This is a genomic window from Streptococcus mitis (assembly GCF_003942775.1).
Taxonomy (GTDB): domain Bacteria; phylum Bacillota; class Bacilli; order Lactobacillales; family Streptococcaceae; genus Streptococcus; species Streptococcus mitis_CN.
Genome location: NZ_RJNX01000003.1, coordinates 19,476 through 45,746, shown reverse-complemented (window position 1 = coordinate 45,746; position 26,271 = coordinate 19,476). Strand labels below are relative to the sequence as shown.

The following is a 26,271-nucleotide window of genomic DNA, read 5'->3' as shown; positions in this document are numbered from 1 at the left end:
CTTCAGTTGGTTGGGAGGTTTTAGATGACTTATTTACCCGTTGCTTTGACCATTGCAGGGACTGACCCTAGTGGTGGTGCTGGCATTATGGCTGATTTAAAGTCGTTCCAAGCTAGAGATGTCTATGGAATGGCCGTTGTGACCAGCCTTGTCGCTCAAAATACCAGAGGCGTTCAATTAATCGAGCACGTTTCTCCTCAAATGTTGAAAGCCCAATTGGACAGTGTCTTTTCGGATATTCCACCTCAGGCTGTAAAAACTGGAATGTTGGCAACTACTGAAATCATGGAAATCATCCAGCCCTATCTTAAAAAGCTGGATTGTCCCTACGTCCTTGATCCTGTTATGGTCGCTACTAGTGGAGACACTCTGATTGATTCCAGTGCCAGAGACTACCTAAAAACAAATCTGCTTCCCCTTGCAACCATTATCACTCCGAATCTTCCTGAGGCAGAAGAGATTGTTGGTTTTTCAATCCATGATCCTGAAGACATGCAGCGTGCTGGTCGCCTGATTTTAAAAGAATTTGGTCCTCAGTCTGTGGTCATCAAAGGTGGGCATCTCGAAGGCGGTGCTAAGGATTTCCTCTTTACCAAGGATGACCAATTTATCTGGGAAAGTCCACGAATTCAAACCTGTCATACACATGGTACTGGATGTACCTTTGCTGCAGTGATTACTGCTGAACTAGCCAAGGGGAAAACCATCTATCAAGCAGTCAATAAAGCCAAGGCCTTTATCACGAAAGCCATCCAAGACGCCCCTCAACTCGGTCATGGTTCTGGCCCAGTCAACCATACAAGCTTTAAAGATTAAAAAAAACTCTCTAGTTCCCACTTTAAGGGAATTAGAGAGTTTTTATATTCTTAGAAAATCTCTTCAAACTATGTCAGCTTTATCTGCAACCTCAAAGCAGTGCTTTGAGCAACCTGCGACTAGCTTCCTAGTTTGCTCTTTGATTTTCATTGAGTATTAATTAGAAAATAATGTCATCCAACTTTGTCAAAAAGGCTTGAGTTTTTGCCTCTATATCTTCTGCCTGCATCAAATCACGCACTACAGCTACACCAGCTATGCCAGTGCCGATAAGTTGGTCAATATTCTCTGATGTCAAGCCTCCGATAGCAACTACTGGAATAGCGACCCTTTGGCAAATTGTCTTCAAGGTTGAAATCAGGGTGATAGGCGCATTTTCCTTGGTCGTAGTCGGGAAAATGGCTCCTGTCCCCAAGTAATTCGCCCCTCCTTCTTCTGCCTCGAGAGCTCTTTTTACAGTTTTAGCTGTAACACCGAGGATTTTGTCAGGGCCCAAGACTTGTCGGGCAACCGAAACTGGTAGTTCATCGTCTCCGATATGCAGACCAGCAGCATCAACCGCAAGACAAACATCCAAACGATCATCGATTATCAGGGGTACCTGATAGGCATCTGTTATTTCCTTGACTTCTTTTGCCAGTTGATAATATTGATTGGTTGTGAGATTTTTTTCTCGTAATTGGACTATGGTAACCCCTGAACGGCAAGCCCTCTCAATCTTTTCAAGAAAACTTTCCAAGGAATCTTGGTAGCGGTTGGTTACCAGATACAGTCTAAGTGCTTCTCTATTCATAAATGTCTCCTTTGATGGCATCTAGCCAATTTTCATCTCTTTTGAGGAGCGAAAGCTGATTGAGTACTTGGTAACGAAATTCTTCCAATCCCATTCCTTGAACAACTATTCTCTCAGCAGAAATATTAAGATAAGAAACCGCTAGGCAAGAAGCTTCAAAGGCAGTCTTTCCTTGGCTGAGAAAAACAGCTGTCAAGGCTCCAACCAAGTCTCCTGTCCCTGTTATCCAGTCTAATTCTGCACAGCCATTTCCCAGTACAGCGACCTGATTCTTCGAAACGATGAGGTCCTTGGGGCCTGTGACTAAGAATGACATACCTGGATAGGTCTGACACCAGTCTTTCAAAACTTGAAGTAAATCCTCAGTTTCTTGATCTTTAGCACTCGCATCGACCCCAACCCCGTGGTGTTTTAAGCCAACAAGACTTCGGATTTCTGACATGTTTCCTTTAAGGACCGTAGGTCTATAGTCTAAAAGGTCTCTAACTAAAGTCTTCCGAATGACTGAAGCTGTTACGCCAACCGCATCTACTACCATTGGAAGAGAAACTTGAGCTGCATAAGAAGCTGCTATACGGATTGCTTTTTCCTTCTCAGCTGAGAAGTGCCCCAAATTGATGAAGAGTGCCTGGCTTTGCTTAGTAAAATCAAGAACCTCACGGGGATCATCTGCCATAACTGGTTTACATCCCAGAGCCAAAATCCCATTTGCTAGCATCTCACAAGAAATCTCATTGGTAATACAGTGAATTAGGGAACTATAGCCTATAGGAAAAGGATTTGTCAATGCTTGCATCAGTCTATCCTTTCAGCAAAGAAATATCCTTGCACTTTTTTAAAGAATTCCTGCTTGATTAAAAATCGAAAGGCAATAAAGGAAATCGCTGTACCAATCAAGGTTGCTCCGAAAAATCGAGGAGTGTAGATAAACCAGCTAAGCTTAGCGGCCGATCCTGTAAAGAGTACCATAACAGGATAGGAAACAATAGAACCAATAATACCTGTTCCCAAGATTTCTCCTAGGGCAGAATAGTGAAATTTTCGACCATACTTATAGAAGAGACCTGCAAGAAGGGCTCCAAAAGTCGCTCCTGTGAGAGCTAAAGGCGGAATCCCTTGAGTCGTCATACGGATAAAGGCTGTCACTGTAGCCATCACCAAAGCATAAACAGGCCCCATCATGATTCCTGCTAGAATATTGACTACACTGGACATCGGTGCCATTCCCTCAATCCGAAAGATAGGCGTAAGAACTACATCAAGGGCAATCATCATGGATAAAATGGTTAATTTGTGAACTTGTAATTGGTGCTTTCTCATGTTTCTATTCTTCTCCTGTGTCTAAAGACTGTAAATCGCTCTTCCATGTCTGGTGTTGGTAGGCCATTTCCCAAAACTTAGCTTCCATATGAACACTGATGTGGAAGGCATCTAGCATTTTTTTCCTGTCTGTCTCGTCACTTTCTCGATAGAGTTGATTGACCAGCGCTCCCTCCTCTCTGATCTGCTGCTCCAACTCATCCGTAATATAAGTTTCAATCCATTGTTGGTAGAGAGGATTTGGTGATGGTTTAAGATTGAGTTCCTTGCCTATATCATGGTACAACCATGGGCACGGAAGCAAGCTCGCAAAAGCAATGGCTAGATTTGCTTCTGCAAATTGCCGATAAATGTGAGAGATATAATGATAGCAGGTTGGAGCGATTGGATGTTGCTCCATTTCCTGGTCGCTGATTTCCAATTCCTTGAAAAATTGTTGGCGGATAAATAACTCACCCTCCACTAGACTCTGAGCATTTTGTTTCAAGAGTCTTTTCATCTCTTGGTTTGAAGTCTTATCAGCCAAGAGGTGATAGGCTTCTGAGAAGGCCTTCAAATAGTAGGCATCCTGAATCAAGTAATAGCGAAAGACGGACGGGTCTAAATTTCCCTCTTGTAACTGTAAAACAAAGGGGTGATGAAAGGAAGCCTGCCAAGCTTCCTTGGATAATTCCATCGCAATATCTGTAAATTCCATAATAACTCCTTTATAAAAATAGACTGATTTGAAGCAATAAAAAGAACAGCAGGTAGATGAATATTGTCCTTTGAGGAATATAAAAAGTCCGATAGCGATTCTCCACCTGTGCATGTTCGTCATATCCATGCGCCGACAGGGCTCTCAGGTAAAGATGGCGCCATCTAAAGACCGTCATCAGAACCTTGCTGTAAATCAAGGGAGACCAAAAATGCAGTTCTTGATCGCGTAATAAGCAAGCTTCCTTGAGGGACTTGATTTCTTGCTGAATAAGGGGGAAGGAATTGAATACCACAATCAAGGCATAAGCCCAAGACCGTGATAACCCCTTTTGAGCCAAGTACAAGAGAAGCTCTTTTAGGGAAATAGACGAAACAAAAACAAGGCCGATACAAACCGTCACAAAGGCCCTCGTTCCAAGCATGACTGCCTGCGAAGCATCTCCGTGTAACTGAACTGCCCAGTAGTTGGCCAAAGATGGCAAAATGGCGAGTAGAATCATCCAAGCCAACATCTTAAATCGACGGTAATAGAGCATAAAGAGAATACAAAATGCGACTACCGAGAGATTAAGAGCAATCGAAGGAATGAAAGATGTTTCCAAGGATAAAATCAGCAAGAAGAGACTGATAATCGGTGTCTGGGTTGCTACTTTGACCATACTATCTCACCTCCCCTTGAGTATTGCTACTCTGAGATGTGAGTGGTTTGGTAATTGTCACTTTTTTCACATGACTGAGACCCTGACTAGTCATCTCAATCCAATAATCAACCACAGAGATCAAGGGATCTAAACGATGGCTAATGATCAGAAAACTTCTTCCTTGATTTCTGTCCTCCACAATCCACTGACAAAAATAACGGCAGACTCTATCATCCAAACCAGCAAAAGGTTCATCTAGTAAAATCACAGAAGCCTTGCTGGTCAAGATGGTCAAGAGCTGAAGAATCTTTTGCTGACCACCACTTAATTGATAAGGACTCTTATCGACTGCCTGCTCCAGATCAAAATATCGCAAAGCTTTGAGTATCCGCTGATTTCTTTCAGAATCAGGTCCATCTAATTTAAGTTCTTCTCGCAGACTGGCTCTGATAAACTGCTTTTCAGCTTCCTGAACAACACCCGTCAGGTCACGATACAAACTCTTTTTCTTTTTCAGAACTGTCCCCTTCCAGATAATGCGCCCCTTATACTTTTGAAATTGAAGAATGGAGCGAAAGAGGGTTGATTTCCCGACACCATTGTCACCCAAGATACAGGAAATTCCTTGGTAAAATGTGAAATCAGCAATTGAAAAGAGGGAGCGCTTATCCAGCTCACAAGTCACACGGTCCATATGGAATAGTTCTGGGCTAGAAGCAACTCCCTTTGAAGAAACCCGTGTCATCTCAGAGGAAGGAATTTGATTTATTTCCCTTAGTTGTCCGTCTCTTAGCTCCACCATATGGTCGATATAGGCTTCAAAATCAGATAAATCATGGTCGCACAGGATGACTGTCTTCCCATCAGAAACCAACTCTTTTAGAATCTCCAATATCTCTATCCTACTCTTGCGGTCAATGGAAGCGAAGGGCTCATCCAAGAGATAGACCCTAGGATTCATAGCAAAGAGAACAGCCAAAGCAGCCTTTTGCTTTTCCCCACCTGATAAGTGATGAATGGGACGGTGCAAGATTGTCTCGCAGCGACATTGCTGGACAACCTCTGCTATTTTAGAATCAATCTCTTGAACAGGATGGCCGATATTTTCCAGGGTAAAAATCAGCTCCTCAAACAAGTTCTCCATAGTAAATTGATGATTGGGATTTTGAAAGAGGATACCAACCGTCTGGACACGTTCGATGATAGAAAGCTGACTGAACTCGCTCCCATTTATCAGGACTTGACCGCTATAGGGAAGAGAACTGACTTGGGCGATCATTTGAAAGAGGCTAGATTTTCCTGAACCACTGCTCCCAACTAACAAGGTAAAGGCTTGCGCATGAAAAGTAAAATCAATCGGCTCAGAGAAGATTAGGGACTGAATCGCTCGTAGTTCCAGCCCCATCTATGCCTTTCCTCCAGCTGCAAACTGATGATAGAGTTTGACAATGGCACGAACCAAGATAGTACAGAAGAAAAAGACGGAAATAAAGCGCACCACAAGCAAGGAAAGCACAAAAGGAAGGGAGAAGGCGTAGTAACCTAACTTAATGTATTCATAGACAAAGCTAACAAGCGTAATTCCAATACTATTGGCAGTTAGAGAGAGCCAACTTTCATAGCGATTCTTGGTTACGATAAAACCAAGTTCACTTCCCAAACCTTGAACCAAGCCAGACAAAAGGGCACCTAGACCGAATTGGCTACCATAAAGGACTTCAGCAAGCGCAGCTAGCACTTCTCCAATCGTTGCACTTCCGACTCTTGGAACAAAAATGGCAGCAATAGGGGCAGCCATACACCAGAGACCAAAGAGAATTTCATTGGCAAAGGCCTGTAAACCAAGAGGTGCTAAAATCAGGGTGAGGATATCAAACAGATAACCTGAACCCACAAAAACGCCACCAAAAAAGATAGACAAGAAAGCAAGTAAGATAACATCTTTTAACTGCCATTTTTTCAACATAAAAAACTCCTTTTTTAAAGAAAAGTGGGGTATTCAAGGTGAGCTACCTAAATGCTTTGTATCATCTTCATCCAGTTTCGTAAAAGAAAAAACTCTAATTACAGATAGGAATTAGAGTTCAGCTTACAAGATTAGATGGTTAGTTTCTATAAATACAAAACCATTTCACATTTCCCTTCGCCAGTCTTAACTGTATCAGGTTCAATGGGTATCATCTCAGCCTAAAGCACCCCAAATGTCTTTATTATTTAATTATATAATTATTTTAACAAATGATTTATTCTAGTTCAAGAAATTGAACTGGAAATACAGCCTTGCACTCACAAAAATAGTAAGTCTTTCGTTTTCAAAAAACAAATGTCTTGTTTGATAGATTAGCCATTTGAGCTAAATCTGGGCATAGCTTTTTAGAAAAAAGAAAATCCTACTCCATCAGAATACAAGGAAAAATTGATAGCTATTGTTCACTCATTTCCCGAACAGTTTTTTCTATATTTTTTGCATACGATATTGCTGAAATGATTGAAACACCGTCAACATTGGTCTTCATAATGTCTTTAATATGTTTCGTCTGTATCCCACCAATTGCAACTAAGGGCATTTGTGGCAATAGTTTTCTCATCAATTTAAGACCTTCATAACCTATAGCACCACCAGCATCATCTTTTGACTGGGTATCAAATACAGGACCAACACCGACATAATCTACATATTCAACTTTTGATTGTTGAAATTCTTCCTCGTTTTTTATAGAAAGACCAATTATTTTATCTGGCATCAATTTTCTAATTTCATCAACTCCAAGGTCATCCTGTCCTACATGTACGCCATCAGCATCTATTTCCAATGCTAACTCAATATCATCATTAACGATAAATGGAACATTATATTTTTTACAAAGAGCCTGTAGTTTAATTGCTAATTCGACTTTTTCTTTACCTTCCAGGGCTCCCTCACCTTTTTCACGGAATTGAAATAAGGTTATACCACCTTTTAAGGCTTCCTCAACGACTGCATATAGATCTTTTCCTTGGCAAGTAGTCGTTCCACAAATAAAATATAGTTTTAGTAATTCTTTATGAAACATTTTACTTCACTCTTTTGAATTCCTTTACATCTTCATCTGTAATCTCGTATAAGGCATTTATAAATTCAACTTTAAATGTTCCAGGAAGATGTCCATTTGGACGTTTTTCTGCCATTTCTCCAGCGATATTGTAAACCAACATTGCTGTTTCTAATGATTTCAATTCTTGACCTTTTTCAAGCCCGATAAAGCTTGCTACTACAGCACCTAATAAGCATCCAGTCCCAATAACTTTTGGCATCATGGCACTACCATTATGAATCGTTACCACTTCTCCATTAACCGCAATAGCATCCACTTCACCTGTTACTACTATTGGAATATGAAACTTAGCGTTTGCAGCTAGAGCAATTTCATCAATATTATATACGCCCGCACTATCTACTCCTTTAGATGCCACATTTATTCCTACTAAAGAGGCAATCTCGCCAGCATTTCCCCTAATCGCTGCCAGTTTGTAATTATTGATTAGATCATCTGCTACTTTTTTTCTATATTCTCCTGCTCCACAGGCTACAGGATCTAAAACTGCTGGGACATTATATTTCTCTGCAATTTTCAGAGCAGCTTGGTATAATTTCCAATTTTCATCTGTCAATGTTCCTATGTTTATTAATAAACCACCAGCATACTTTAACAAATCCTCTAAATCTGCTGGAAACTCACTCATGGCTGGTGATGCACCCAGTGCTACTAATCCATTTGCTGTGAAATTTTTTACTACATCGTTGGTTATGCAAATGATCAAAGGTGCTTTTTCTTTTAATAATTTTAAACTTGTCATATTGAAATCCTTCCTTTTCACTTTATACGATCTACTGATTTCGATTTATTTCTATCTTTCGTTAAGAAATTTTTTCATTTACATTGAATGATTTACCTCATCAAATTTGTAAATATCCTAAACCTTCACTAGGCGTCATAGCCAATATCAAAAAAGGCTAATTCTAAAGCGACTGCTTGGTTCCAGCGTTGCTGAAGTTCTGTCAAATCTTCTAGACCTTTCCCAACACGATTGAGTTCATCAACCAGAAATTGAACCCACTCTGCAAAGAAAGGACCTCTGTGGAGATTAATCCATTCCGAATGAATGTAGGCTTCAGGTAGAGCCAAATCTTTAGAACCCCAGTCTAAATAGAGACCTTCTGCAATGACCAGCATGACCAAAAGATGGGCATAGTTTGATGAATCCACTGCCGAATACATTAGATCCTGAAAGGCTTTTGTTACAGGATGCAAGGTCACTTCCAGATAATCATTCTCAGATACTTTTAACTCTTTGAAAGCCTTCTGGAAATAACCGTCTTCATCTGCTTCAAGAAAGCCTAGTTGCTTGGCAAAACGAAGCTTGGATTCAAGCTGGTCTGCGTGGGCTACGCAGGCACCCAGCATGGATAAGAAGGCATCAAAGAAGTGATAATCTTGAATTAGGTAGTCTTTTAAGACCTTATTCTCAATTGTCCCCGCAAAAAGTTCCTTAACAAAACGATGATTGATTGCAGCCTGCCAATCCTTCTGACTGCTTTTTAATAATTCTCCAACGGTCAAACCTGACTCAAATGCATAGTCTTGTGTTTCCATATTTATTTTTCCTTTCTTTACTCCTTAGTAATCAATAAAATATCAAGAGATACCAAGCAAAATCGTAATTCCACCTGATACTTTTAAAGAACATCGAGGGCATTTGCAGAGAGCTACCTAAACAAGCCTATCCAGTTTGTATAAACAAAAAAACTCCAATTACAATCGAGAATTAGAGTTGACTTACAAGATTAGATCGTTCATTTCGCTATACGAAAAAAACTGTTCACATTTCCCTTCGCCAGTCTTAACTGTATCAGGTTCAATGGGTATCATCTCAGCTTAAAGCACCCCAAATGTCTTTATTATTTAATTACTGCACCAGTATAGCAAAAAATGAAAGCCCTAGCAAGATATTTGACTGAAAAATATATTTATATAGATTTTGATACGATTTCCCTTTATTAAAACAAAACGTTCAAAATACAAACAAAAACCTCCACATTCAGTGGAGGCAATCTTTTTATCAATACAATTTTAAGTCGCGTGGGTCAACTGGGAAGGTTGGGTTGTATGGGTTGTGACGGAGTTTGAAGTGTTTGACATCTTCAATGGTCTGAGTTCCAGATAACTGCATAACTGTCTTCAATTCTGCATTCAAGTGTTCAAAGACTTGGCGTACACCGACACTACCACCAAGGGCCAAGCCATAGATAACAGGGCGGCCAATAGCTACCAAGTCTGCTCCTGAAGCCAAAGCTTTAAAGACGTGTTGACCACGACGAATACCTGAGTCAAAGACGATTGGTACGCGTTTGTCAACTGCTTCTGCTACTTCTTGAAGTGAGTCAAAGGCAGCTGGTCCACCGTCGATTTGGCGTCCACCGTGGTTGGTTACCCAGATACCAGATGCTCCCGCAGCAAGCGAACGTTCAACGTCCTCACGGCACTGTGGTCCCTTGACATAAACAGGAAGTCCTGAGTATTCAGCGATAAATTCTACATCACGTGGAGACAAGCGTTGTTTAGCTGATTTGTAAACAAAGTCCATTGATTTTCCAGCACCTTCTGGCAGGTATTCTTCAACAATCGGCATGCCAACTGGGAAGACAAAACCATTACGCTTATCAACCTCACGATTGCCCCCTACAGTTGCATCTGCAGTCAATACAATCGCCTTATAACCTTCAGCCTTGACACGGTCCATGATGTGGCGATTGATTCCGTCATCTTTACTAAAGTAAAACTGGAACCAATGTGGTGTCCCTTGAAGGGCTTCCGTAATTTCTGGAAGGTCTACAGTAGAGTAAGAGCTGGTTGTATAGAGGGAACCAAACTCATGCACACCACGCGCAGTAGCCACTTCACCCTGTTCATTTGCCAATTTATGAGCCGCAACAGGTGCCATAATGATTGGTGAAGACAATTTTTCGCCTGCAAATTCAATCTCTGTACTTGGATTTTCTACATTGCAAAGTGTATGAGGAACGATGAGTTTGTGGTTAAAGGCACGAATATTCTCACGTAAAGTGAAAGTATCTTCCGCCCCACTAGCGATATAGCCAAAGGCTGCTTTCGGAATAACTTGTTGCGCCATTGGCTCCAAATCATAGGTATTAATGAAATCTACATGACCTTCTGCATTGCTTGTTTTGTATGACATAAAATGCCCTCCTTAATAAGTAAGCGTTTACTTTGTATATTACAAAAATATCTTAACTCTTTTTTCAAAACTTTTCAAATATTTTGTTTGTAAATTTCAGAAATTTTATGTCTATGATAAAAAATCCTTATAACGGCAATAAAAAATAGATATTATCCAAAGAAGATTTTAAGTGCTACAATAACTGTATTATTTCTAGATGGGAGGTTCTATTTTTGGATTGGTCCATTGTTGAACAATATCTACCACTATATCAAAAGGCATTCTTTCTAACCTTGCATATTGCAGTTTGGGGAATTCTGGGATCCTTTCTGCTCGGTTTAATCGTTAGTATCATCCGACATTATCGAATCCCTGTTTTGGCGCAAGTAGCGACAGCCTATATTGAATTGTCACGTAATACGCCCCTTTTGATTCAACTCTTCTTTCTCTACTTCGGACTTCCCCAAATAGGGATTGTCCTATCTTCAGAAGTCTGTGCCGCTTTAGGACTGGTCTTTTTAGGAGGCTCCTATATGGCAGAATCTTTCCGAAGTGGGCTGGAAGCCGTCAGTCAAACCCAGCAGGAGATTGGATTAGCAATCGGTCTGACACCTGTGCAGGTCTTTCGCTATGTAGTTCTTCCGCAAGCAACAGCGGTGGCCCTACCGTCTTTTAGTGCCAATGTCATTTTCCTCATCAAGGAAACCTCTGTTTTCTCAGCAGTAGCTTTGGCCGACCTCATGTACGTCGCCAAGGACTTGATTGGACTCTATTATGAGACAGACATTGCGCTAACTATGTTGGTAGTTGCTTACCTTATCATGTTGCTCCCCATCTCACTGGTCTTTAGCTGGATAGAAAGGAGGCTCCGCCATGCAGGATTCGGGAATCCAAGTACTCTTTCAGGGAAATAATCTCCTGAGAATCTTACAGGGATTGAGCGTTACGATTGGGATATCCATCCTATCTGTCCTCTTATCCATGATATTCGGGACAGTCATGGGAATCATCATGACCTCCCATTCTAGAATCATACGATTTTTAACACGATTGTATCTGGAATTCATCCGTATCATGCCCCAACTGGTGCTACTCTTCATCGTTTACTTTGGCTTGGCTCGAAACTTTAATATCAATATCTCAGGTGAGACTTCTGCTATTATCGTTTTCACCCTCTGGGGAACAGCTGAAATGGGGGACTTGGTCCGTGGAGCCATCACTTCCCTCCCTAAGCATCAGTTTGAAAGTGGACAGGCACTAGGTTTGACAAACGTTCAGCTTTACTACCACATCATCATCCCACAGGTCTTGAGAAGATTGCTACCGCAGGCTATCAATCTGGTTACTCGGATGATTAAAACCACTTCCTTGGTTGTTTTGATAGGGGTTGTTGAGGTTACAAAGGTTGGACAACAAATCATCGATAGCAATCGCCTGACCATCCCAACTGCTTCCTTTTGGATTTATGGAACCATTCTAGTCTTATATTTCGCAGTCTGCTTTCCTATTTCCAAACTATCCACTCACTTAGAAAAACATTGGAGGAACTAAATGTCTGAAACTATCTTAGAAATCAAGGAACTAAAAAAATCCTTCGGAGACAATCCCATCCTCCAAGGACTTTCTCTAGAAATCAAAAAAGGGGAAGTTGTTGTTATCCTAGGACCATCTGGTTGTGGGAAAAGTACCCTCCTTCGTTGCCTCAATGGCTTAGAAAGTATTCAAGGTGGAGATATCCTGCTGGATGGTCAGTCTATCGTTGAAAATAAAAAAGATTTTCACCTAGTTCGCCAAAAGATTGGCATGGTCTTTCAAAGCTATGAACTCTTTCCCCATCTGGATGTCCTACAAAACCTCATCCTAGGCCCTATCAAGGCTCAGGGGAGAGACAAGAAGGAAGTAATGGAAGAAGCTCTGCAACTACTGGAGCGTGTCGGTTTACTAGACAAACAACATAGCTTTGCGCGTCAATTATCTGGTGGACAGAAGCAACGGGTTGCAATTGTCCGTGCCCTGCTCATGCATCCAGAAATTATCCTCTTTGATGAAGTGACTGCTTCGCTGGATCCAGAAATGGTACGTGAGGTTCTGGAACTTATCAATGACTTGGCTCAAGAAGGCCGTACCATGATTCTAGTAACCCATGAAATGCAGTTTGCCCAAGCCATTGCAGATCGCATTATCTTCCTAGACCAAGGGAAAATCGCTGAAGAAGGAACTGCTCAAGCCTTCTTTACCAATCCGCAAACCAAACGAGCCCAGGAATTTTTAAACGTCTTTGACTTTAGCCAATTTGGCTCATATCTATAAAGGAGATTCTTATGAAACTATTCAAACCACTCTTAACTGTTTTGGCACTTGCCTTTGCCCTTATCTTTGTCACAGCTTGTAGCTCAGGTGGAAATGGTGGTGCATCGTCAGGTAAAACCACTGCCAAGGCTCGCACAATCGATGAAATCAAAAAAAGCGGTGAGCTACGAGTCGCCGTGTTTGGAGATAAAAAACCGTTTGGTTACGTTGACAATGACGGTTCTTACCAAGGTTACGATATTGAACTTGGGAACCAACTGGCACAAGACCTTGGGGTAAAGGTTAAATACGTTTCAGTCGACGCTGCCAACCGTGCTGAATACTTGATTTCAAACAAGGTAGATATTACTCTTGCCAACTTTACAGTGACTGACGAACGCAAGAAACAAGTTGATTTTGCCCTTCCATATATGAAAGTTTCTCTTGGAGTCGTATCGCCTAAGACCGGTCTCATTACAGATGTCAAACAATTAGAAGGCAAAACCTTGATTGTTACAAAAGGAACGACCGCTGAAACTTATTTTGAGAAAAATCACCCAGAAGTAAAACTCCAAAAATACGACCAATATAGCGATGCCTACCAAGCCCTTCTTGACGGACGTGGAGATGCCTTTTCAACTGACAATACTGAAGTCCTAGCTTGGGCGCTTGAAAATAAAGGCTTTGAAGTTGGAATTACTTCCCTCGGTGATCCAGATACCATCGCAGCAGCAGTTCAAAAAGGCAACCAAGAATTGCTAGACTTCATCAATAAAGATATTGAAAAATTAGGCAAAGAAAACTTCTTCCACAAGGCCTATGAAAAAACACTCCACCCAACCTACGGTGACGCTGCTAAAGCAGATGACCTAGTTGTTGAAGGTGGAAAAGTTGACTAATACTCTTCGAAAATCTCTTCAAACCACATCAGCTTCACCTTGGATTATATTTGATTTTCATTGAGTATAAGATCCAATAACATCACAAAAAGAAATCAGGTAATCCTAGTGACTACCTGATTTTCTATGTTTTAGGCGTTTTGCCAATTTTCTTGGTCTTCTTTAAATCGTTTTAGGAGATCTAAGCCTTCTGGTGTGATGTAACCTTCTTCTTGAGCTAGGTGAATGAGTTCACTGTAGTTAGAAAGTGTTAACAGCTTAACACCAGCATCTGCAAAGTTTTTGTCTGCTTTTGGCAATTGGTAGCTGAAAATCGCTACAACTCCAAGCACATCTGCTCCTTCTCGTTTAGCAGCTGCTACTGCTTCAAGAACAGAACCACCTGTTGAAATAAGATCTTCAACCACTACCATTTTTTGACCTTGATTTACCCGACCTTCGATTTGGTTACCAGCTCCATGGTCTTTTGGTTTGCTACGGATGTAGGCAAATGGCAAATTCATCTTATCAGCAATAATAGCTCCGTGTGGAATCCCAGCTGTCGCAGTTCCTGCAATCACTTCAACCTCTGGAAAGGCTTCTTTGATAGCATCTACAAAACCATTTTCAATGAGAGTACGAGTTTCTGGATAGGCAAGAGTTACACGGTTATCCGTATAAATGGGTGACTTGATACCAGATGCCCAAGTGAAAGGCTCCTCTGGTTTGAGGTAAACGGCTTGAATTGTCAAGAGGTGGCTAGCGATATCTTTAGCAAGTGTCATGGTATTCTCCTTTTATTTTTATAATCTATTCTTTAATTCCAGTTCTGTGTCCATTCATCCTTGATGGCATAATAAGCTGCAACAGGATCCTCAGCTTGAGTAATGGGACGTCCCACTACGATATAGTCACTACCGATTTGATAGGCATCTGCTGGCGTCATCACGCGTTTTTGGTCTCCAACAGCAGCTCCCTGAGGACGAATGCCTGGTGTCAGACAGATAAAATCTGGTTTGGTGGCCTGCTTGATGAGTTGAACTTCCTGAGCCGAGCAAACGACTCCATCCAAGCCAGCTTCAGCTGTCTTCTTGGCATAGTGGATCACAGACTCTTGCAGGCTTGTTTGGATATTTTGAAACTCCTGCATCTGAGCTTCTGATGTTGATGTGAGTTGCGTGACTGCGATCAATTTGGCTTGACTTCCAAGACCTTCACGCGCCGCCTTCATCATCTCTACACCACCAGCTGCATGAACATTGGTCATATCCACACCAAGCTGAGACAAGACCTTCATAGCTGATTTGACTGTATTGGGAATGTCATGCAACTTGAGATCCAAAAAGACACTGTGCCCCAGGCCTTTCAAGTAAGACACAATCTCAGGCCCCGTTGCGTAATAAAGCTCCATCCCTACCTTTAGATAAAGGCTTTCTTCCTCTGGAAAAAGAGCTAAGAATTCCTTGACCGCCTCAAAACTAGGAAAATCAAGAGCAATGACTGGACGATGTTCTCGCATAGGTTTCTCCTTTTACCTTTGCTAGTGAGAGAGTCTGGCCACAAGAAGACACGAAAAAAGGAACCTGCCAACAGCAAGGTTCCACGAAAAATGGGTAGTCTCCACCCTTTCACCGTCTAACCTTAGCTGCCTCTCTGGACTGCTTTAAAGGTTTTTTACTATTCTATTATTTCTACTAGCACTTGTCAAGTAAAAACATGGTCACTAAAGAACTATGAGAGAAAAGATAAAGCCTAGCGGCGCGATGAACGTCGGGTCGTTTGGTTTTGATTGCCCTCTTCCTCCAGCTTTTTCCTTTCCTCTTCTAGTTTATTCTGCTGTTCTTCCAGTCTTTTCTTCTCTTCCTCTTTTTGTTTCTTCTCAGCTTCCTTAGCCTCTTGTTTGGCTTTTTCCTCAGCCTCCATAATTAATTTATCCGCCACTGTGTAACTGTAAATTCCAGCTTCCATGTCAATCACACTCGGTTCTGACAATTGTGGCTTAATCTTACTGTAATATGGCAGTTTCTTACTCATTTCAGAAAGGGGAACCAAGACTTCGTCCGAATCATTCATGGTCAATCGAATTAAATCTGAAGTCACCTTGCTTGGGGCTAATTCCACCTTTTGGATAGCAGCCTTGAGTTCGGGGCTAATTTGAGAAAGTTCTGAGGTAAAGGTCTTGATTTGTTCGCTATCATTAAAGAGAACTGACAAATACATTTCTGGCAGACTCACCAAACTTACAGCACTGGTCTCCACCTTCCCACTGGAAAGAATAGGATAATGATTTTCACCAGAAACATAGTAGGCAACAATATCATATTCCTTAACCTTGATAGTAAACTTGGTTGGAAATTGATAGACAAGCTGAGCTGATTCAACCCAATAGTTAGACTTGATCTGTTCTTCATATTTTGCCTTGTCTAGCAGCAGGTTAATCGTATAATCCGAATCCTGAATGCCTGAAGCCTGTCGAATATCATCAGCTGTAGTTTGCACCGTTCCCTCAACACGAATATCCTTCATGGTCGCATAAGGACTGAGCAAGTAGGCAGAGACGACCAATAAAAGTAGACTTAGAAACAAGATCGAGATAGCCCGCCAGATATGAACTCCTGGAATTTTCGGTTTAGCCGGTTTTTCCTTTACAGGCTTTTTCTCTATTTTTTTATCCTGTTTATTCTGTTTCTTTGGCTCTTTGGATTTTTGTTCTTCTTTGGCTACTTCTTTTTTGACGTCTTCTGACTTTTCTACTTTTTCTTCAGACTCTTCTTTAGCTGATTCTGGGTCTTTTGGTTCAGGCTCACTCTCTTTGTCTTCAGTTTCATCTGACTTTTCAGATTTAGAAGCCATTCGAGCTTGTCTTTCTTTTTCCTTCTCCTCAGCTAGGGCTGCCTCTTCTTCAGCCTTCTTTTTTAGATATTCTTGGTTTCGTTTCTGCCATTCTGATAACTCTTTAAATTCTTCGAGGATTTCTTTGCCCTCATTTTTCTTATCTTTTGACATTTACTTTCCTTATGATAAATCTTTTTTCAATAATTCATAAAAATCTGCTAGAGATTTCAATTCCTTAGAAGCCTTCATCTTAGCTTGGTAGTCTTCCTTGTGGCTTAGTAAGTGAGAAATCTTCTCTTCCAAACTATCCAAGGTCAAATCGCTTTCTTGAAGCTCTTCTGCATAGCCTTTCTTAACAAAGTAAGCCGCATTTTCTATCTGGTCACCACGACTAGCTTCCCGACCAAGTGGTACAATGACATGCAATTTTGCCATGGCCAAGAGCTCAAAAATCGTATTGGCACCACCACGTGTCACAACAATATCAGCTAATTCCATCAAAGGTTGATAGAGATTGGTCACATAGTCAACACGAAAGAGATTTTGGCTCAACTCGTTCAGACTAGAATCTCCAGTTAGATTGATAATATTGTAGCGCTCTGTCAGTTCTTTCTTATGGTCTGTCACCAATTGGTTAAAGACGCGAGCTCCTGCAGAACCACCGACAAACAATACAGTTGGCAATTTAGGATTAAAGTGGGTTTGAATATCTACCAATTCATCTGGTTCTGGAGTTTTTTGGTCTGAAACCTTTGTCACTGCTCCCACATGCTCGACCTTAGACAAACTTGAAGCTTGCTCAAAGGTTGAATACATCTTCGTCGCAAATTTATAGGCAATTTTATTGGCCAAGCCCATAGATAGGTCAGATTCGTGAATAAAGACAGGAACTCCTGAAACACGGGCTGCGATAACAGGTGGCACAGAGACAAAGCCTCCCTTTGAAAAAAGTGCTTGTGGACGAAGTCTCAACATGATAAAGAGAGATTGGACAATTCCCCATCCAACTTTAAAGACGTCCAGCATATTTTGCCAAGAGAAATAACGACGCAATTTTCCAGTCGCAATGGAATGGAAGGTGACATCTAGACCTGACTTGAGGATTTCTTGGTGTTCGATACCACGCTTGTCCCCAATATAGTGGACTTCCCAGCCATCTTCGATGAACTTAGGCATTAACAAAAGGTTGAGAGTAACGTGTCCAACCGTCCCCCCACCTGTAAAGACAATTTTTTTCATATTATTCCTTTAACTCCGCTACTGTGTCGATAAAGAGGTCGCCACGTACTTCAAAGTTAGCATACATATCCCAGCTGGCATTGGCAGGACTGAGAAGAACCACATCTCCTTGAGTCGCAAGCTCGTAGGCCTTGCGGGTTGCATCTGCAATATCAGTCGCATCCACATAAGCCACACCAGCCTTGTCTGCTGCCCGTTTAACACGTTCTGCAGACTGACCAAGGATGACCATCTTCTTGAGTCCAGTAATATCTGGCACCAATTCGTCAAACTCATTGCCACGGTCCAAACCACCTGCAATCAAAATGACCTTGCTATTGTCAAATCCTGACAAGGCTTTTTGAGTAGCCAAGATATTGGTTGACTTACTGTCGTTATAAAATTTAACACCCTTGATTTCATCCACAAATTGGAGACGGTGTTTGACACCACCAAAGGCTGAAAGAGTTTCTTTGATGGTTTGGTTATCAACACCACGAAGCTTGGCTACAGCAATCGTCGCAAGGGCATTTTCCACATTGTGACTACCTGGAACTCCGATTTCATTCGCTGCCATGACCACTTCCCCACGGAAGTAGAGTTGACCATCTTCCAGATAAGCTCCATCAACCTTTTCCTGTGTTGAGAATGGTACAACGGTAGCTTGTGTTTTAGTAGCCAAGTCTTTTGCCAAGTCTTGGTTAAAGTTCAAGACAAGGAAATCAGATGTTGTCATCTTGTTCTGGATATTCCACTTGGCTGCTACATATTCCTCAAAAGAACCATGATAATCGATATGAGTTGGCATGAGGTTGGTAATAACCGCAATCTCAGGATGGAATTCTTGAACACCCATGAGTTGGAAAGAAGAAAGTTCCATAACAAGAGTGTCCTTATCTGACGCAGTTTGAGCCACTTGACTAGCTGGATAGCCGATATTCCCTGATAAAAGACCATGTTGTCCAGCAGCAGTCAAAACTTCTCCAATCATAGTTGTTGTAGTTGTTTTTCCATTTGAACCTGTAATACCGACAATCGGTGCTTCTGAAATCAAATAAGCCAATTCCACCTCAGTCAAGACTGGAATTCCCTTGGCCAAAGCCTTTTCAATCATAGGATTGCTGTAGGGAATGCCTGGATTTTTCACCATAAGGGCAAACTCTTCATCCAAGAGTTCCAAAGGATGACCGCCTGTGATGACCTTGATCCCTTCTTCCAGCAAACTTTGCGCTGCTGGATTGTCCTCGAATGGTTTCCCGTCATTTACTGTCACAATGGCGCCTAGCTTATCCAACAAACGAGCTGCAGATTCACCAGACTTGGCCAAACCTAAAACAAGGACTTTCTTATTTTTAAATTGATCTATTACTTTCATGTCTCGAACTCCATTTCTACTCTTACTATTTTACCATTTTTATGGAAATAAAAAAGCCACAAAGTGTGTTTGTGACTCTTTCTTCTAACTGAATTTTACCTTATCATCTATGTGATAAATCGGTAACTCGAATAACTTGGTCCACTTGTTCCCAAATAAGAGGATTGTGGGTCGCAATAATAATGGTCCGATTCGGATTTTTTAAAGATTCTAGGATAGAAAGTAATTCCTCAGAGTTTTTGGGGTCTAAGGAAGCAGTTGGTTCATCTGCGAGAATCAAAGGTGGATCCTTTAAAATTATCTTCGCTAGTGCAACACGTTGTGCTTCTCCTCCTGATAGTTCAAAGATAGGTTGCTTTAAATCTAAATAAGAGAGGTTAACACGGTTTAGAGCTTGTTTCATCAAAGACATTTTCTCTTTTTCTTTCAACTTTTTGCCAACTAAACCCAGATTGAGATTCTCTTTGACGGTTTGGCTTTCAATTAAGCCAAAATCTTGAAATAGGTATCCTAAGTAATCTCTAAAGAAAACAGAAGGCTTGATATCCTTAAGAGAAGTACCATCATAGATGATTTGTCCTTTGTCATATGGCTCTAATCGTCCAATCATATTCAAGAGTGTTGTCTTACCACAGCCACTTGTACCTATTAAGGCATAAATTTTCCCACCTTCAAAATGAAGATTTGTATCTGAAAATAGCTGACGGCTTCCAAATTTTTTAGATATATTCTTTAGTTCAATCATCCTATTTTCCTTTCATAATTGTCATAGAAACACGAGATTCTTTCTGCGCTTGACGGTAAAGCGTCAAAACTGCACTAGCTAGAAAGACTAATAAAGTGAGCAAGCCAATTACCAAGTCTCTACTACGTAAAATAAAGAGACTAGCACCAAATACAAAACTGGCAAATTGACTAACCATATACTGAGCATGTGTTTCAAAAAATCGTAAACCTGAAATTCGTTTAATCAAGATATCTCGGCGGAATTGCTCGAAATATAGAAGATTGACAGAGTAGAAGAGTAACAAGGAACTAGCTATTCCAACAATAGCTCCTAGGATTAAAGTTGCTGTTTCAGTTTGAACTTCATTATAACGAGTTAGATAAACACTTCTTCCTTCTTTAAGATAGGATACTTGCTCATAAATTCCAGCTTTCTTCAAGAGTTCTAGCCCACTCTCATATCCTTTGATAAAGAGTTGTTTTCCAGCATTGATAGACCAACTAGATAAGGATATAAAACTATCACCTGTAGAAGTCGGCGTGAATACAACTAAAATCGGATCAGTCAAATACTGAGTGGATACGGGATTTTCACCGTTATTATAAACAAATCGCTTTTCTCCTGTTGGAAGATAACTAACAATCGCTCTCATTTCATACTCTAAAGGAGCGTCTTTATCCTCACTTGATTGTCCATAAGAGTTTAAACTTTCTTCAAAAACTTTCTTAAATTCTGCTTCCTGTGAACGAAGAGATTCTGGTAATAAGAGTCCAAATTCACCTTTTTGGAGATGAGCTAACTTCTGTTTGGTCTCAGCATCTACTACGACCTTTTCCTTGTCCAAATAACTGGGACTAACATAGAGCGTATTAGCATCTGGACTATAGGTATCCAGTGTCTCTCCCTGTTCATTTTTTCCTTGTGGATTGGCAAAATGGAACAGATTATCCTTTACATAAAGGGCTTGTTCTTCTTCGATTGCTTCCTTGGCAAAGGCATACCACTTATTCTGATTTTCTGTATCTTTTACTCTATCACCTAAGCCAAAAGAAATTTGATAATAGTCTGCTCTATCCTGCCATGCTTGTTTTGAAATTTCAAGTTCTTTCAATCGTTGGTAAGACGTCAAACCTGTCTTAACAGCGTAGCCTACTGTAAAGACAGCAACCAACTGACACAATAGGGTTAAAGCCATCAAGCGTTTAAGGGGTAATCTCCCCTTAATAACAGGAACTAATGCTTTGTAACTCAAACTCATTAGATAAAGAAGCATTAGTAAAATTGAAATCGCCAATAAAAACAACAGATAGAAACTAATCCCAAAACCATAGGTGGCTAACAAGATAGGATAAAACAAACCTTGACTAAAAAGAACGACTCCCCCACCTAGGAAGGAAAGGAGGGCTGATAGAAGGAGCCATTTGATATCAGTAGATAAAGAATGCCCCATGATGGATAAGAGAGTCTGACCAGAAAAGAGTTTTATACCTGCTGCTCTCATTTCCTTAATCCGAGTGATAATCACTAAAGCAAAGAAAGATAAGCCAAATATTGCTAAACTAATTAAAATAAGGGGAATTAGTAACATTCTAAAAGCTAGAGAATAGGGCGGTGTCTTTCGGTCAGGAATTGCTTTATAACCCAAATCTCCTAATTTATCGGCAAGCTTTTCTTTCGTCAAGGAGCCTGACAAAAGGAGATAACTATTTAGCGGGTCACTACGTTCACGACTTTCTTGGCTAGCTTCTTGGAATTCTTTTGGTAAAGTTCCCTGACCATAAGTTGCATAAGTAAAGTGAGTCGACCCATCCTTACTCGGCTCTACGATTCTTCTAGCTATTAAACTCTGTTCTGAGTTTGCAAAATTCTCTAATTCCTTTTCAAATACCTCACGCGTCGGTTCCTGAGTATCCTTTTTGACACGAAGTAAGGAGACGGAATCATAGCTTGCATATAAATATTGTGGCGCACGTAAGACAATAATCCAAGCAAAGAAAAAGCTGAGAAAAAAAGTTGATAATAATATGAATAGTTTCTTCATAGTAGACTCCTTGTACAAGAGAATAACCCTATAGAACAAAGATTTTATGTTTTATAAATTCTTAGAATTATTTTCCTAGTTTAATCCATTACACCCTGAGCACCAAGACAACAAATTTAATCCTTCCTCGTTTTGAAAACGATTTCTTTTAACTTAAGTATATCACTTTCTATATAATCTATCAACATATTTTACTAAGATATCATTAGTAATGAAGTTTTACAATTTCCTAAAAAATAGATGACATTAGCGGATTTTATTCCAGTTTTCACCTTCATACTTTACAAGCAAAAGAGATGATGTTATAGTAAAAGGCAATTCAAACTATTGTAAAATTTCTACAAAAAAAGAGAGCCAAAACTCTCTTTTTATCTTCTTTTACTTTTATGGACCGACATGAGGGTAATATCTCGCAAGCTAAAGTATGCTAGGAAGAGCATAGCGACTGCGATGAAGAATTCTGTCGGTAGCTGAAAGATTTGCAGAACTGACAACATCAGCAAAATCAAGAGTGCTACAAAAGCAAAGACGACAAGGACGATATTGACTGTCCCTTTAATGCTTTCTGGTGTCGCAAATACATAGAGTAGTAATAAGAGGAGTCCTATGATTAAATAAACCATCTTTATCTCTTTCTAGCTCTTATTCAGCTGATTTTTTCTTCTTGTTAGCTTTCTCACGCTCTGCCTTGTTAAGGATTTGTTTACGCAAACGGATAGACTCAGGCGTTACTTCCATGTACTCATCATCGTTCAAGAATTCAAGAGACTCTTCAAGTGTCAAGATACGAGGCGTCTTAATAACAGCTGTTTGGTCCTTAGTAGCTGAACGGACGTTGGTCATTTGTTTCGCCTTAGTGATGTTAACTGTCAAGTCATTTTCACGAGAGTTTTCACCGATAATCATTCCTTCGTAAACCTCAGTACCTGGGTTGACAAAGATCGTACCACGTTCTTCGATAGACATGATTGAGTAAGTTGTAGCCTTACCAGCATCGATAGAAACAAGGGCACCACGGTGACGACCACCAATTTCACCTGGAATCAATGGCAAGTATTGGTCAAAGGTATGGTTCATGATACCGTAACCACGAGTCATTGACAAGAACTCAGTTGAGTATCCAATCAAACCACGCGCAGGAACAAGGAAGACCAAACGAGTTTGACCATTACCAGTTGAAATCATATCCAACATTTCACCCTTACGTTCAGAAAGGCTTTGGATAACAGACCCTTGGTATTCTTCTGGAGTGTCGATTTGTACACGCTCAAATGGTTCGCATTTAACACCATCGATTTCTTTTACGATAACTTCTGGACGAGATACTTGAAGTTCATATCCCTCACGGCGCATTGTTTCGATAAGGATTGACAAGTGCAATTCTCCACGTCCTGAAACAGTCCATTTATCTGGTGAATCAGTTGGGTCTACACGAAGGGAAACGTCTGTTTGCAATTCGGCCTGCAAGCGTTCTTCTACCTTACGAGAAGTTACCCATTTACCTTCTTTACCAGCAAATGGTGAGTTGTTAACCAAGAAAGTCATTTGAAGAGTTGGCTCATCGATGTGTAGGATTGGAAGAGCTTCAACTGCGTCTGTCGGAGTGATGGTTTCACCAACAAAGATATCTTCCATACCTGAAACGGCAATCAAGTCACCTGCTTTTGCTTCTTGGATTTCACGACGTTCCAAACCAAAGAAACCGAAGAGTTTTGTAACACGGAAGTTCTTCGTTGTGCCATCAAGTTTAGAAAGGGTAACTTGGTCCCCAACCTTAACAGTACCACGGAAGACACGACCGATACCGATACGTCCAACGAAGTCGTTGTAGTCCAAAAGTGATACTTGGAATTGCAAAGGCTCATCTGAGTTATCTACTGGAGCTGGGATGTGGTCGATAATTGTGTCAAAGATTGGCGCCATAGTAGCTTCTTGGTCAGCTGGATCATCTGACAATGAAGAAGTTCCGTTGATAGCTGAAGCATAGACCACTGGGAAATCAAGCTGATCATCATCTGCACCAAGCTCGATGAAAAGCTCCAAGACTTCGTCCACTACTTCTGCTGGACGAGCTGATGGTTTATCGATTTTGTTAACAACCACGATTGGGACAAGGTCTTGTTCTAAGGCTTTTTTCAATACGAAACGAGTTTGTGGCATTGTTCCTTCGTAGGCATCTACGACCAAGACAACACCATCAACCATTTTCATGATACGCTCAACTTCCCCACCGAAGTCCGCGTGTCCTGGTGTGTCCATGATATTGATACGAGTTCCGTTGTAGGCAACGGCTGTATTTTTAGCAAGGATGGTAATTCCACGCTCTTTTTCAATATCGTTTGAGTCCATAGCACGCTCAGCCAATTCAGTACGTGCATCAAGCGTTTCTGATTGTTTCAATAATTCGTCAACGAGGGTTGTTTTACCGTGGTCAACGTGGGCGATAATCGCAATGTTACGGATATCTTCTCTTAATTTTGTCATGATTTCCTCTATAGTATTCAAAATTTATTTTCTAACTGAACGATTATACCATATTTTCAAGTAAATAACATAACTCAAGCAAGTGTAAATGTTTTCACTCTGCTTTTCTTTTCACGTCAAGCCTTTTCAAAGTATACAACTTATGATAAGATAGGCACAGTATGCGTTTAGATAATTTATTAGCCCAAGAAAAAATCAGCCGAAAGACCATGAAACAAGCCTTACTCAAAGGGGAAATTCTAGTTGATGGTTGCCCAGCCCGCTCCCTAGCTCAGAATATCGATACAGGACTACAAGAACTCCTTTTTCAGGACCGAATCATTCAAGGCTATGAGCACACCTATCTGATGCTTCATAAACCTGCTGGTGTCGTGACAGCCAATAAAGACAAGGAACTTCCAACTGTTATGGATCTCCTGTCACCTGACATCCAGTCTGACAAGCTCTATGCCGTCGGTCGACTGGACCGAGATACGACGGGCCTTCTCCTTTTAACCGATAACGGCCCTTTGGGCTTTCAACTCCTTCATCCTCAGTATCATGTCGATAAAACTTATCATGTTGAGGTTAATGGACTTCTGACACCTGACCATATCCAAGCCTTTCAAAAAGGAATTGTCTTTTTAGATAGTACTATCTGTAAACCTGCAAGCCTAGAAATTCTATCTGCAAGTCCTTCCCACAGTCAAGCCTCTATTACCATTTCAGAGGGGAAATTTCATCAGGTGAAAAAAATGTTCCTCTCAGTTGGTGTCAAGGTAACGTCCCTCAAACGAATTCAGTTCGGTGAGTTTACATTAGACCCAGAACTAGCAGAAAATCAATACCGTCCCTTGAATCCAGAGGAATTGGAAATCATAAAAAACTACTTAGAGATGAGTCGATAAAATAAAAAAAGCTTTAAATTTAAAGCTTTTTTGTTTTTTGCTTATCTAAAAACTACTGCGATTGTTAGAATCCAGTTAAGAACAGAAACTACAAGTCCTACGATGTTGAGAATTTTTTCTGTTTTATAGTCCAGTCCAGATTCTTTTTGGTATGAAAAAGCCAAAACCAATCCTATGATCCCCAAAATCAGACCCACTATTGGAGAAAGCAAACCAAGGACGATAGATAAGATACCTAAAATAAGTGAAGGTTTTTTCTTTTGTTGTGAATTCATATTATAAAATCTCCTTAAAATTAATATAAATGATGATCCCATAAAATGCTAGCTTTATCTATCATTCGACTAATTTGGAAATAAGATTAGCTAGTCTTCACTTTCCCTTTCCAAGAATCCAAACCATAAGAAAGGATATAAATCTCAGAAAAACCTTGTTTTTTCAAGTAAAGGGCTGCATTTGTAACACGCTGCGCACGTTGGTTTTCGTAGAGAAGGACAGGTTTATCCTTACGAAGGGCTGCAAGACTAGTTTTCAACTGACTTGAAGGAATATTGCGAGCCCCAAGAATATGTTTTCTGTGGAATTCTGCTGGATCACGCAAATCAATCAATTGACCCGTACGAATCAAGGCTTCAAACTCCTCATTGTCTACAATTTTAGCCGCACGGCGAATACGAAGATAGTTAAAACCCATCCACGCCAACATTGCTAGTATAAGTGCCCACAAAATCCAAGTAACCATTAGTTCTTTTCTCCATTTTTCTCAATATAATCCAATTCTACCTTGTGCTCTCTGCGTAGAACCGCTTCTGCTTCTAGATAGTCTAGTTTATCCATCAACCCTGCATCGTAAATCCGAGAGAGTTCCAACTTCATCAGTTCAATATCATATAAGCGTTTTCCCATATAAACAATAATACCAAATCGTTTGAGGAATTGCTGCACATCATAGAATGTTTTCATAAGACTCATTCTAGCAAAATTTTGTGTTTTTTTCAAGAAGAGACCACACAAGAAGTATCGCAGAAATTAAAAAAGCTGCATCTTCT

General features: G+C 40.6%; 29 protein-coding genes and 2 riboswitches. Of the genes, 6 read left to right on the top strand and 23 right to left on the bottom strand.

Annotated elements, in window-relative coordinates:
• Positions 1 to 24: 24 nt before the first annotated feature.
• Positions 25 to 816, top strand: a complete 792-nt coding sequence (thiD, locus tag D8848_RS04680; protein ID WP_125443036.1) for a bifunctional hydroxymethylpyrimidine kinase/phosphomethylpyrimidine kinase — start codon at positions 25 to 27, stop codon at positions 814 to 816.
• A 160-nt stretch (positions 817 to 976) separates the two neighbouring features.
• Here thiD and thiE (D8848_RS04670) read toward each other — a convergent pair whose 3' ends face one another.
• From thiE (D8848_RS04670) to lctO, 11 genes are all read right to left on the bottom strand, one after another.
• Entirely contained in the window at positions 977 to 1,609 is a 633-nt protein-coding gene (thiE, locus tag D8848_RS04670) for a thiamine phosphate synthase (protein WP_049544388.1), read from the bottom strand.
• Positions 1,602 to 2,405, bottom strand: coding sequence for a hydroxyethylthiazole kinase (thiM, locus tag D8848_RS04665; protein WP_049544386.1), 804 nt, complete (start codon positions 2,403 to 2,405; stop codon positions 1,602 to 1,604). The genes thiE (D8848_RS04670) and thiM (D8848_RS04665) overlap by 8 nt, the downstream gene beginning before the upstream one ends.
• Positions 2,405 to 2,929 carry an energy coupling factor transporter S component ThiW gene (gene thiW / locus D8848_RS04660; RefSeq protein WP_125443035.1) on the bottom strand — a complete coding sequence of 175 codons (525 nt, stop codon included), beginning with the start codon at positions 2,927 to 2,929 and terminating at the stop codon, positions 2,405 to 2,407. Before thiW ends, thiM (D8848_RS04665) begins: the two co-directional genes overlap by 1 nt.
• 4 nt (positions 2,930 to 2,933) lie before the next feature.
• Positions 2,934 to 3,626, bottom strand: a complete 693-nt coding sequence (gene tenA, locus D8848_RS04655; RefSeq protein WP_125443034.1) for a thiaminase II — start codon at positions 3,624 to 3,626, stop codon at positions 2,934 to 2,936.
• A gap of 10 nt (positions 3,627 to 3,636) precedes the next feature.
• On the bottom strand, positions 3,637 to 4,287 hold the full coding sequence (locus D8848_RS04650; RefSeq protein ID WP_125443033.1) for an energy-coupling factor transporter transmembrane component T: 651 nt from the start codon (positions 4,285 to 4,287) through the stop codon (positions 3,637 to 3,639).
• A gap of 1 nt (position 4,288) precedes the next feature.
• A complete protein-coding gene (locus D8848_RS04645; RefSeq protein WP_125443032.1) occupies positions 4,289 to 5,674 on the bottom strand; it encodes an ATP-binding cassette domain-containing protein in 1,386 nt (461 codons plus the stop codon).
• A complete protein-coding gene (locus D8848_RS04640; protein ID WP_000915275.1) occupies positions 5,675 to 6,235 on the bottom strand; it encodes an ECF transporter S component in 561 nt (186 codons plus the stop codon).
• 155 nt (positions 6,236 to 6,390) lie between these two features.
• Positions 6,391 to 6,479, bottom strand: a riboswitch (TPP riboswitch).
• A gap of 213 nt (positions 6,480 to 6,692) precedes the next feature.
• Positions 6,693 to 7,322, bottom strand: coding sequence for a thiamine phosphate synthase (gene thiE, locus D8848_RS04635; protein ID WP_125393657.1), 630 nt, complete (start codon positions 7,320 to 7,322; stop codon positions 6,693 to 6,695).
• Between the two features lies 1 nt (position 7,323).
• Positions 7,324 to 8,106, bottom strand: coding sequence for a hydroxyethylthiazole kinase (gene thiM, locus D8848_RS04630; RefSeq protein ID WP_185756851.1), 783 nt, complete (start codon positions 8,104 to 8,106; stop codon positions 7,324 to 7,326).
• 128 nt (positions 8,107 to 8,234) lie between these two features.
• Positions 8,235 to 8,903, bottom strand: a complete 669-nt coding sequence (locus D8848_RS04625) for a TenA family protein (protein WP_045611973.1) — start codon at positions 8,901 to 8,903, stop codon at positions 8,235 to 8,237.
• Between the two features lie 216 nt (positions 8,904 to 9,119).
• Positions 9,120 to 9,208: riboswitch (TPP riboswitch) on the bottom strand.
• Between the two features lie 161 nt (positions 9,209 to 9,369).
• Positions 9,370 to 10,506 carry an L-lactate oxidase gene (gene lctO / locus D8848_RS04620; protein ID WP_000120723.1) on the bottom strand — a complete coding sequence of 379 codons (1,137 nt, stop codon included), beginning with the start codon at positions 10,504 to 10,506 and terminating at the stop codon, positions 9,370 to 9,372.
• A gap of 215 nt (positions 10,507 to 10,721) precedes the next feature.
• Between lctO and D8848_RS04615 the strand changes: the two genes are divergently transcribed.
• From D8848_RS04615 to D8848_RS04600, 4 genes are read left to right on the top strand one after another with little or no spacing between them, the layout of a single operon-like run.
• Complete coding sequence (locus D8848_RS04615; RefSeq protein WP_045611974.1) at positions 10,722 to 11,402, top strand: amino acid ABC transporter permease; 681 nt, start codon at positions 10,722 to 10,724, stop codon at positions 11,400 to 11,402.
• Positions 11,362 to 12,039: an amino acid ABC transporter permease gene (locus D8848_RS04610; protein ID WP_045611976.1), complete on the top strand. Its 678-nt coding sequence runs from the start codon at positions 11,362 to 11,364 to the stop codon at positions 12,037 to 12,039. Before D8848_RS04615 ends, D8848_RS04610 begins: the two co-directional genes overlap by 41 nt.
• Entirely contained in the window at positions 12,040 to 12,798 is a 759-nt protein-coding gene (locus D8848_RS04605) for an amino acid ABC transporter ATP-binding protein (RefSeq protein ID WP_084929753.1), read from the top strand.
• Between the two features lie 11 nt (positions 12,799 to 12,809).
• Positions 12,810 to 13,676 (top strand): cysteine ABC transporter substrate-binding protein, encoded by an 867-nt coding sequence (locus tag D8848_RS04600; RefSeq protein ID WP_084929752.1) that lies wholly within the window; start codon positions 12,810 to 12,812, stop codon positions 13,674 to 13,676.
• A gap of 131 nt (positions 13,677 to 13,807) precedes the next feature.
• Here the strand turns inward: D8848_RS04600 and pyrE are convergent, their stop codons facing one another.
• From pyrE to typA, 9 genes are all read right to left on the bottom strand, one after another.
• Positions 13,808 to 14,440, bottom strand: a complete 633-nt coding sequence (gene pyrE / locus D8848_RS04595; protein ID WP_125443030.1) for an orotate phosphoribosyltransferase — start codon at positions 14,438 to 14,440, stop codon at positions 13,808 to 13,810.
• 32 nt (positions 14,441 to 14,472) lie between these two features.
• Positions 14,473 to 15,174: an orotidine-5'-phosphate decarboxylase gene (pyrF, locus tag D8848_RS04590; RefSeq protein ID WP_125443029.1), complete on the bottom strand. Its 702-nt coding sequence runs from the start codon at positions 15,172 to 15,174 to the stop codon at positions 14,473 to 14,475.
• A 233-nt stretch (positions 15,175 to 15,407) separates the two neighbouring features.
• Positions 15,408 to 16,661 carry a cell division protein FtsQ/DivIB gene (locus D8848_RS04585; RefSeq protein ID WP_125443028.1) on the bottom strand — a complete coding sequence of 418 codons (1,254 nt, stop codon included), beginning with the start codon at positions 16,659 to 16,661 and terminating at the stop codon, positions 15,408 to 15,410.
• 9 nt (positions 16,662 to 16,670) lie between these two features.
• Positions 16,671 to 17,729 carry a UDP-N-acetylglucosamine--N-acetylmuramyl-(pentapeptide) pyrophosphoryl-undecaprenol N-acetylglucosamine transferase gene (locus tag D8848_RS04580; RefSeq protein WP_125443027.1) on the bottom strand — a complete coding sequence of 353 codons (1,059 nt, stop codon included), beginning with the start codon at positions 17,727 to 17,729 and terminating at the stop codon, positions 16,671 to 16,673.
• Position 17,730: 1 nt separating this feature from the next.
• Complete coding sequence (murD, locus tag D8848_RS04575; protein ID WP_125443026.1) at positions 17,731 to 19,083, bottom strand: UDP-N-acetylmuramoyl-L-alanine--D-glutamate ligase; 1,353 nt, start codon at positions 19,081 to 19,083, stop codon at positions 17,731 to 17,733.
• Between the two features lie 103 nt (positions 19,084 to 19,186).
• Positions 19,187 to 19,828 carry an ABC transporter ATP-binding protein gene (locus D8848_RS04570; protein ID WP_000571287.1) on the bottom strand — a complete coding sequence of 214 codons (642 nt, stop codon included), beginning with the start codon at positions 19,826 to 19,828 and terminating at the stop codon, positions 19,187 to 19,189.
• Between the two features lies 1 nt (position 19,829).
• Entirely contained in the window at positions 19,830 to 21,851 is a 2,022-nt protein-coding gene (locus tag D8848_RS04565) for a bacteriocin-associated integral membrane family protein (protein WP_125443025.1), read from the bottom strand.
• 368 nt (positions 21,852 to 22,219) lie between these two features.
• Positions 22,220 to 22,474 (bottom strand): DUF3165 family protein, encoded by a 255-nt coding sequence (locus D8848_RS04560; protein ID WP_084928194.1) that lies wholly within the window; start codon positions 22,472 to 22,474, stop codon positions 22,220 to 22,222.
• A 19-nt stretch (positions 22,475 to 22,493) separates the two neighbouring features.
• Complete coding sequence (typA, locus tag D8848_RS04555) at positions 22,494 to 24,335, bottom strand: translational GTPase TypA (protein ID WP_000164111.1); 1,842 nt, start codon at positions 24,333 to 24,335, stop codon at positions 22,494 to 22,496.
• A gap of 161 nt (positions 24,336 to 24,496) precedes the next feature.
• Here typA and D8848_RS04550 point away from each other — a divergent pair, with 161 nt between their 5' ends.
• A complete protein-coding gene (locus tag D8848_RS04550; RefSeq protein ID WP_125443024.1) occupies positions 24,497 to 25,222 on the top strand; it encodes a 16S rRNA pseudouridine(516) synthase in 726 nt (241 codons plus the stop codon).
• Positions 25,223 to 25,263: 41 nt separating this feature from the next.
• Here the strand turns inward: D8848_RS04550 and D8848_RS04545 are convergent, their stop codons facing one another.
• The 3 genes from D8848_RS04545 to D8848_RS04535 all read right to left on the bottom strand — a co-directional run bounded on the left by D8848_RS04545 (position 25,264) and on the right by D8848_RS04535 (position 26,194).
• Positions 25,264 to 25,497, bottom strand: coding sequence for a DUF4190 domain-containing protein (locus D8848_RS04545; RefSeq protein WP_125443023.1), 234 nt, complete (start codon positions 25,495 to 25,497; stop codon positions 25,264 to 25,266).
• A gap of 86 nt (positions 25,498 to 25,583) precedes the next feature.
• Positions 25,584 to 25,964, bottom strand: a complete 381-nt coding sequence (locus tag D8848_RS04540) for a rhodanese-like domain-containing protein (RefSeq protein ID WP_000259256.1) — start codon at positions 25,962 to 25,964, stop codon at positions 25,584 to 25,586.
• The gene (locus tag D8848_RS04535) at positions 25,964 to 26,194 is read right to left on the bottom strand and encodes a YqgQ family protein (protein WP_001808324.1); all 231 of its coding nucleotides are present in this window, start codon (positions 26,192 to 26,194) and stop codon (positions 25,964 to 25,966) included. Before D8848_RS04535 ends, D8848_RS04540 begins: the two co-directional genes overlap by 1 nt.
• Between the last annotated feature and the right edge of the window lie 77 nt (positions 26,195 to 26,271).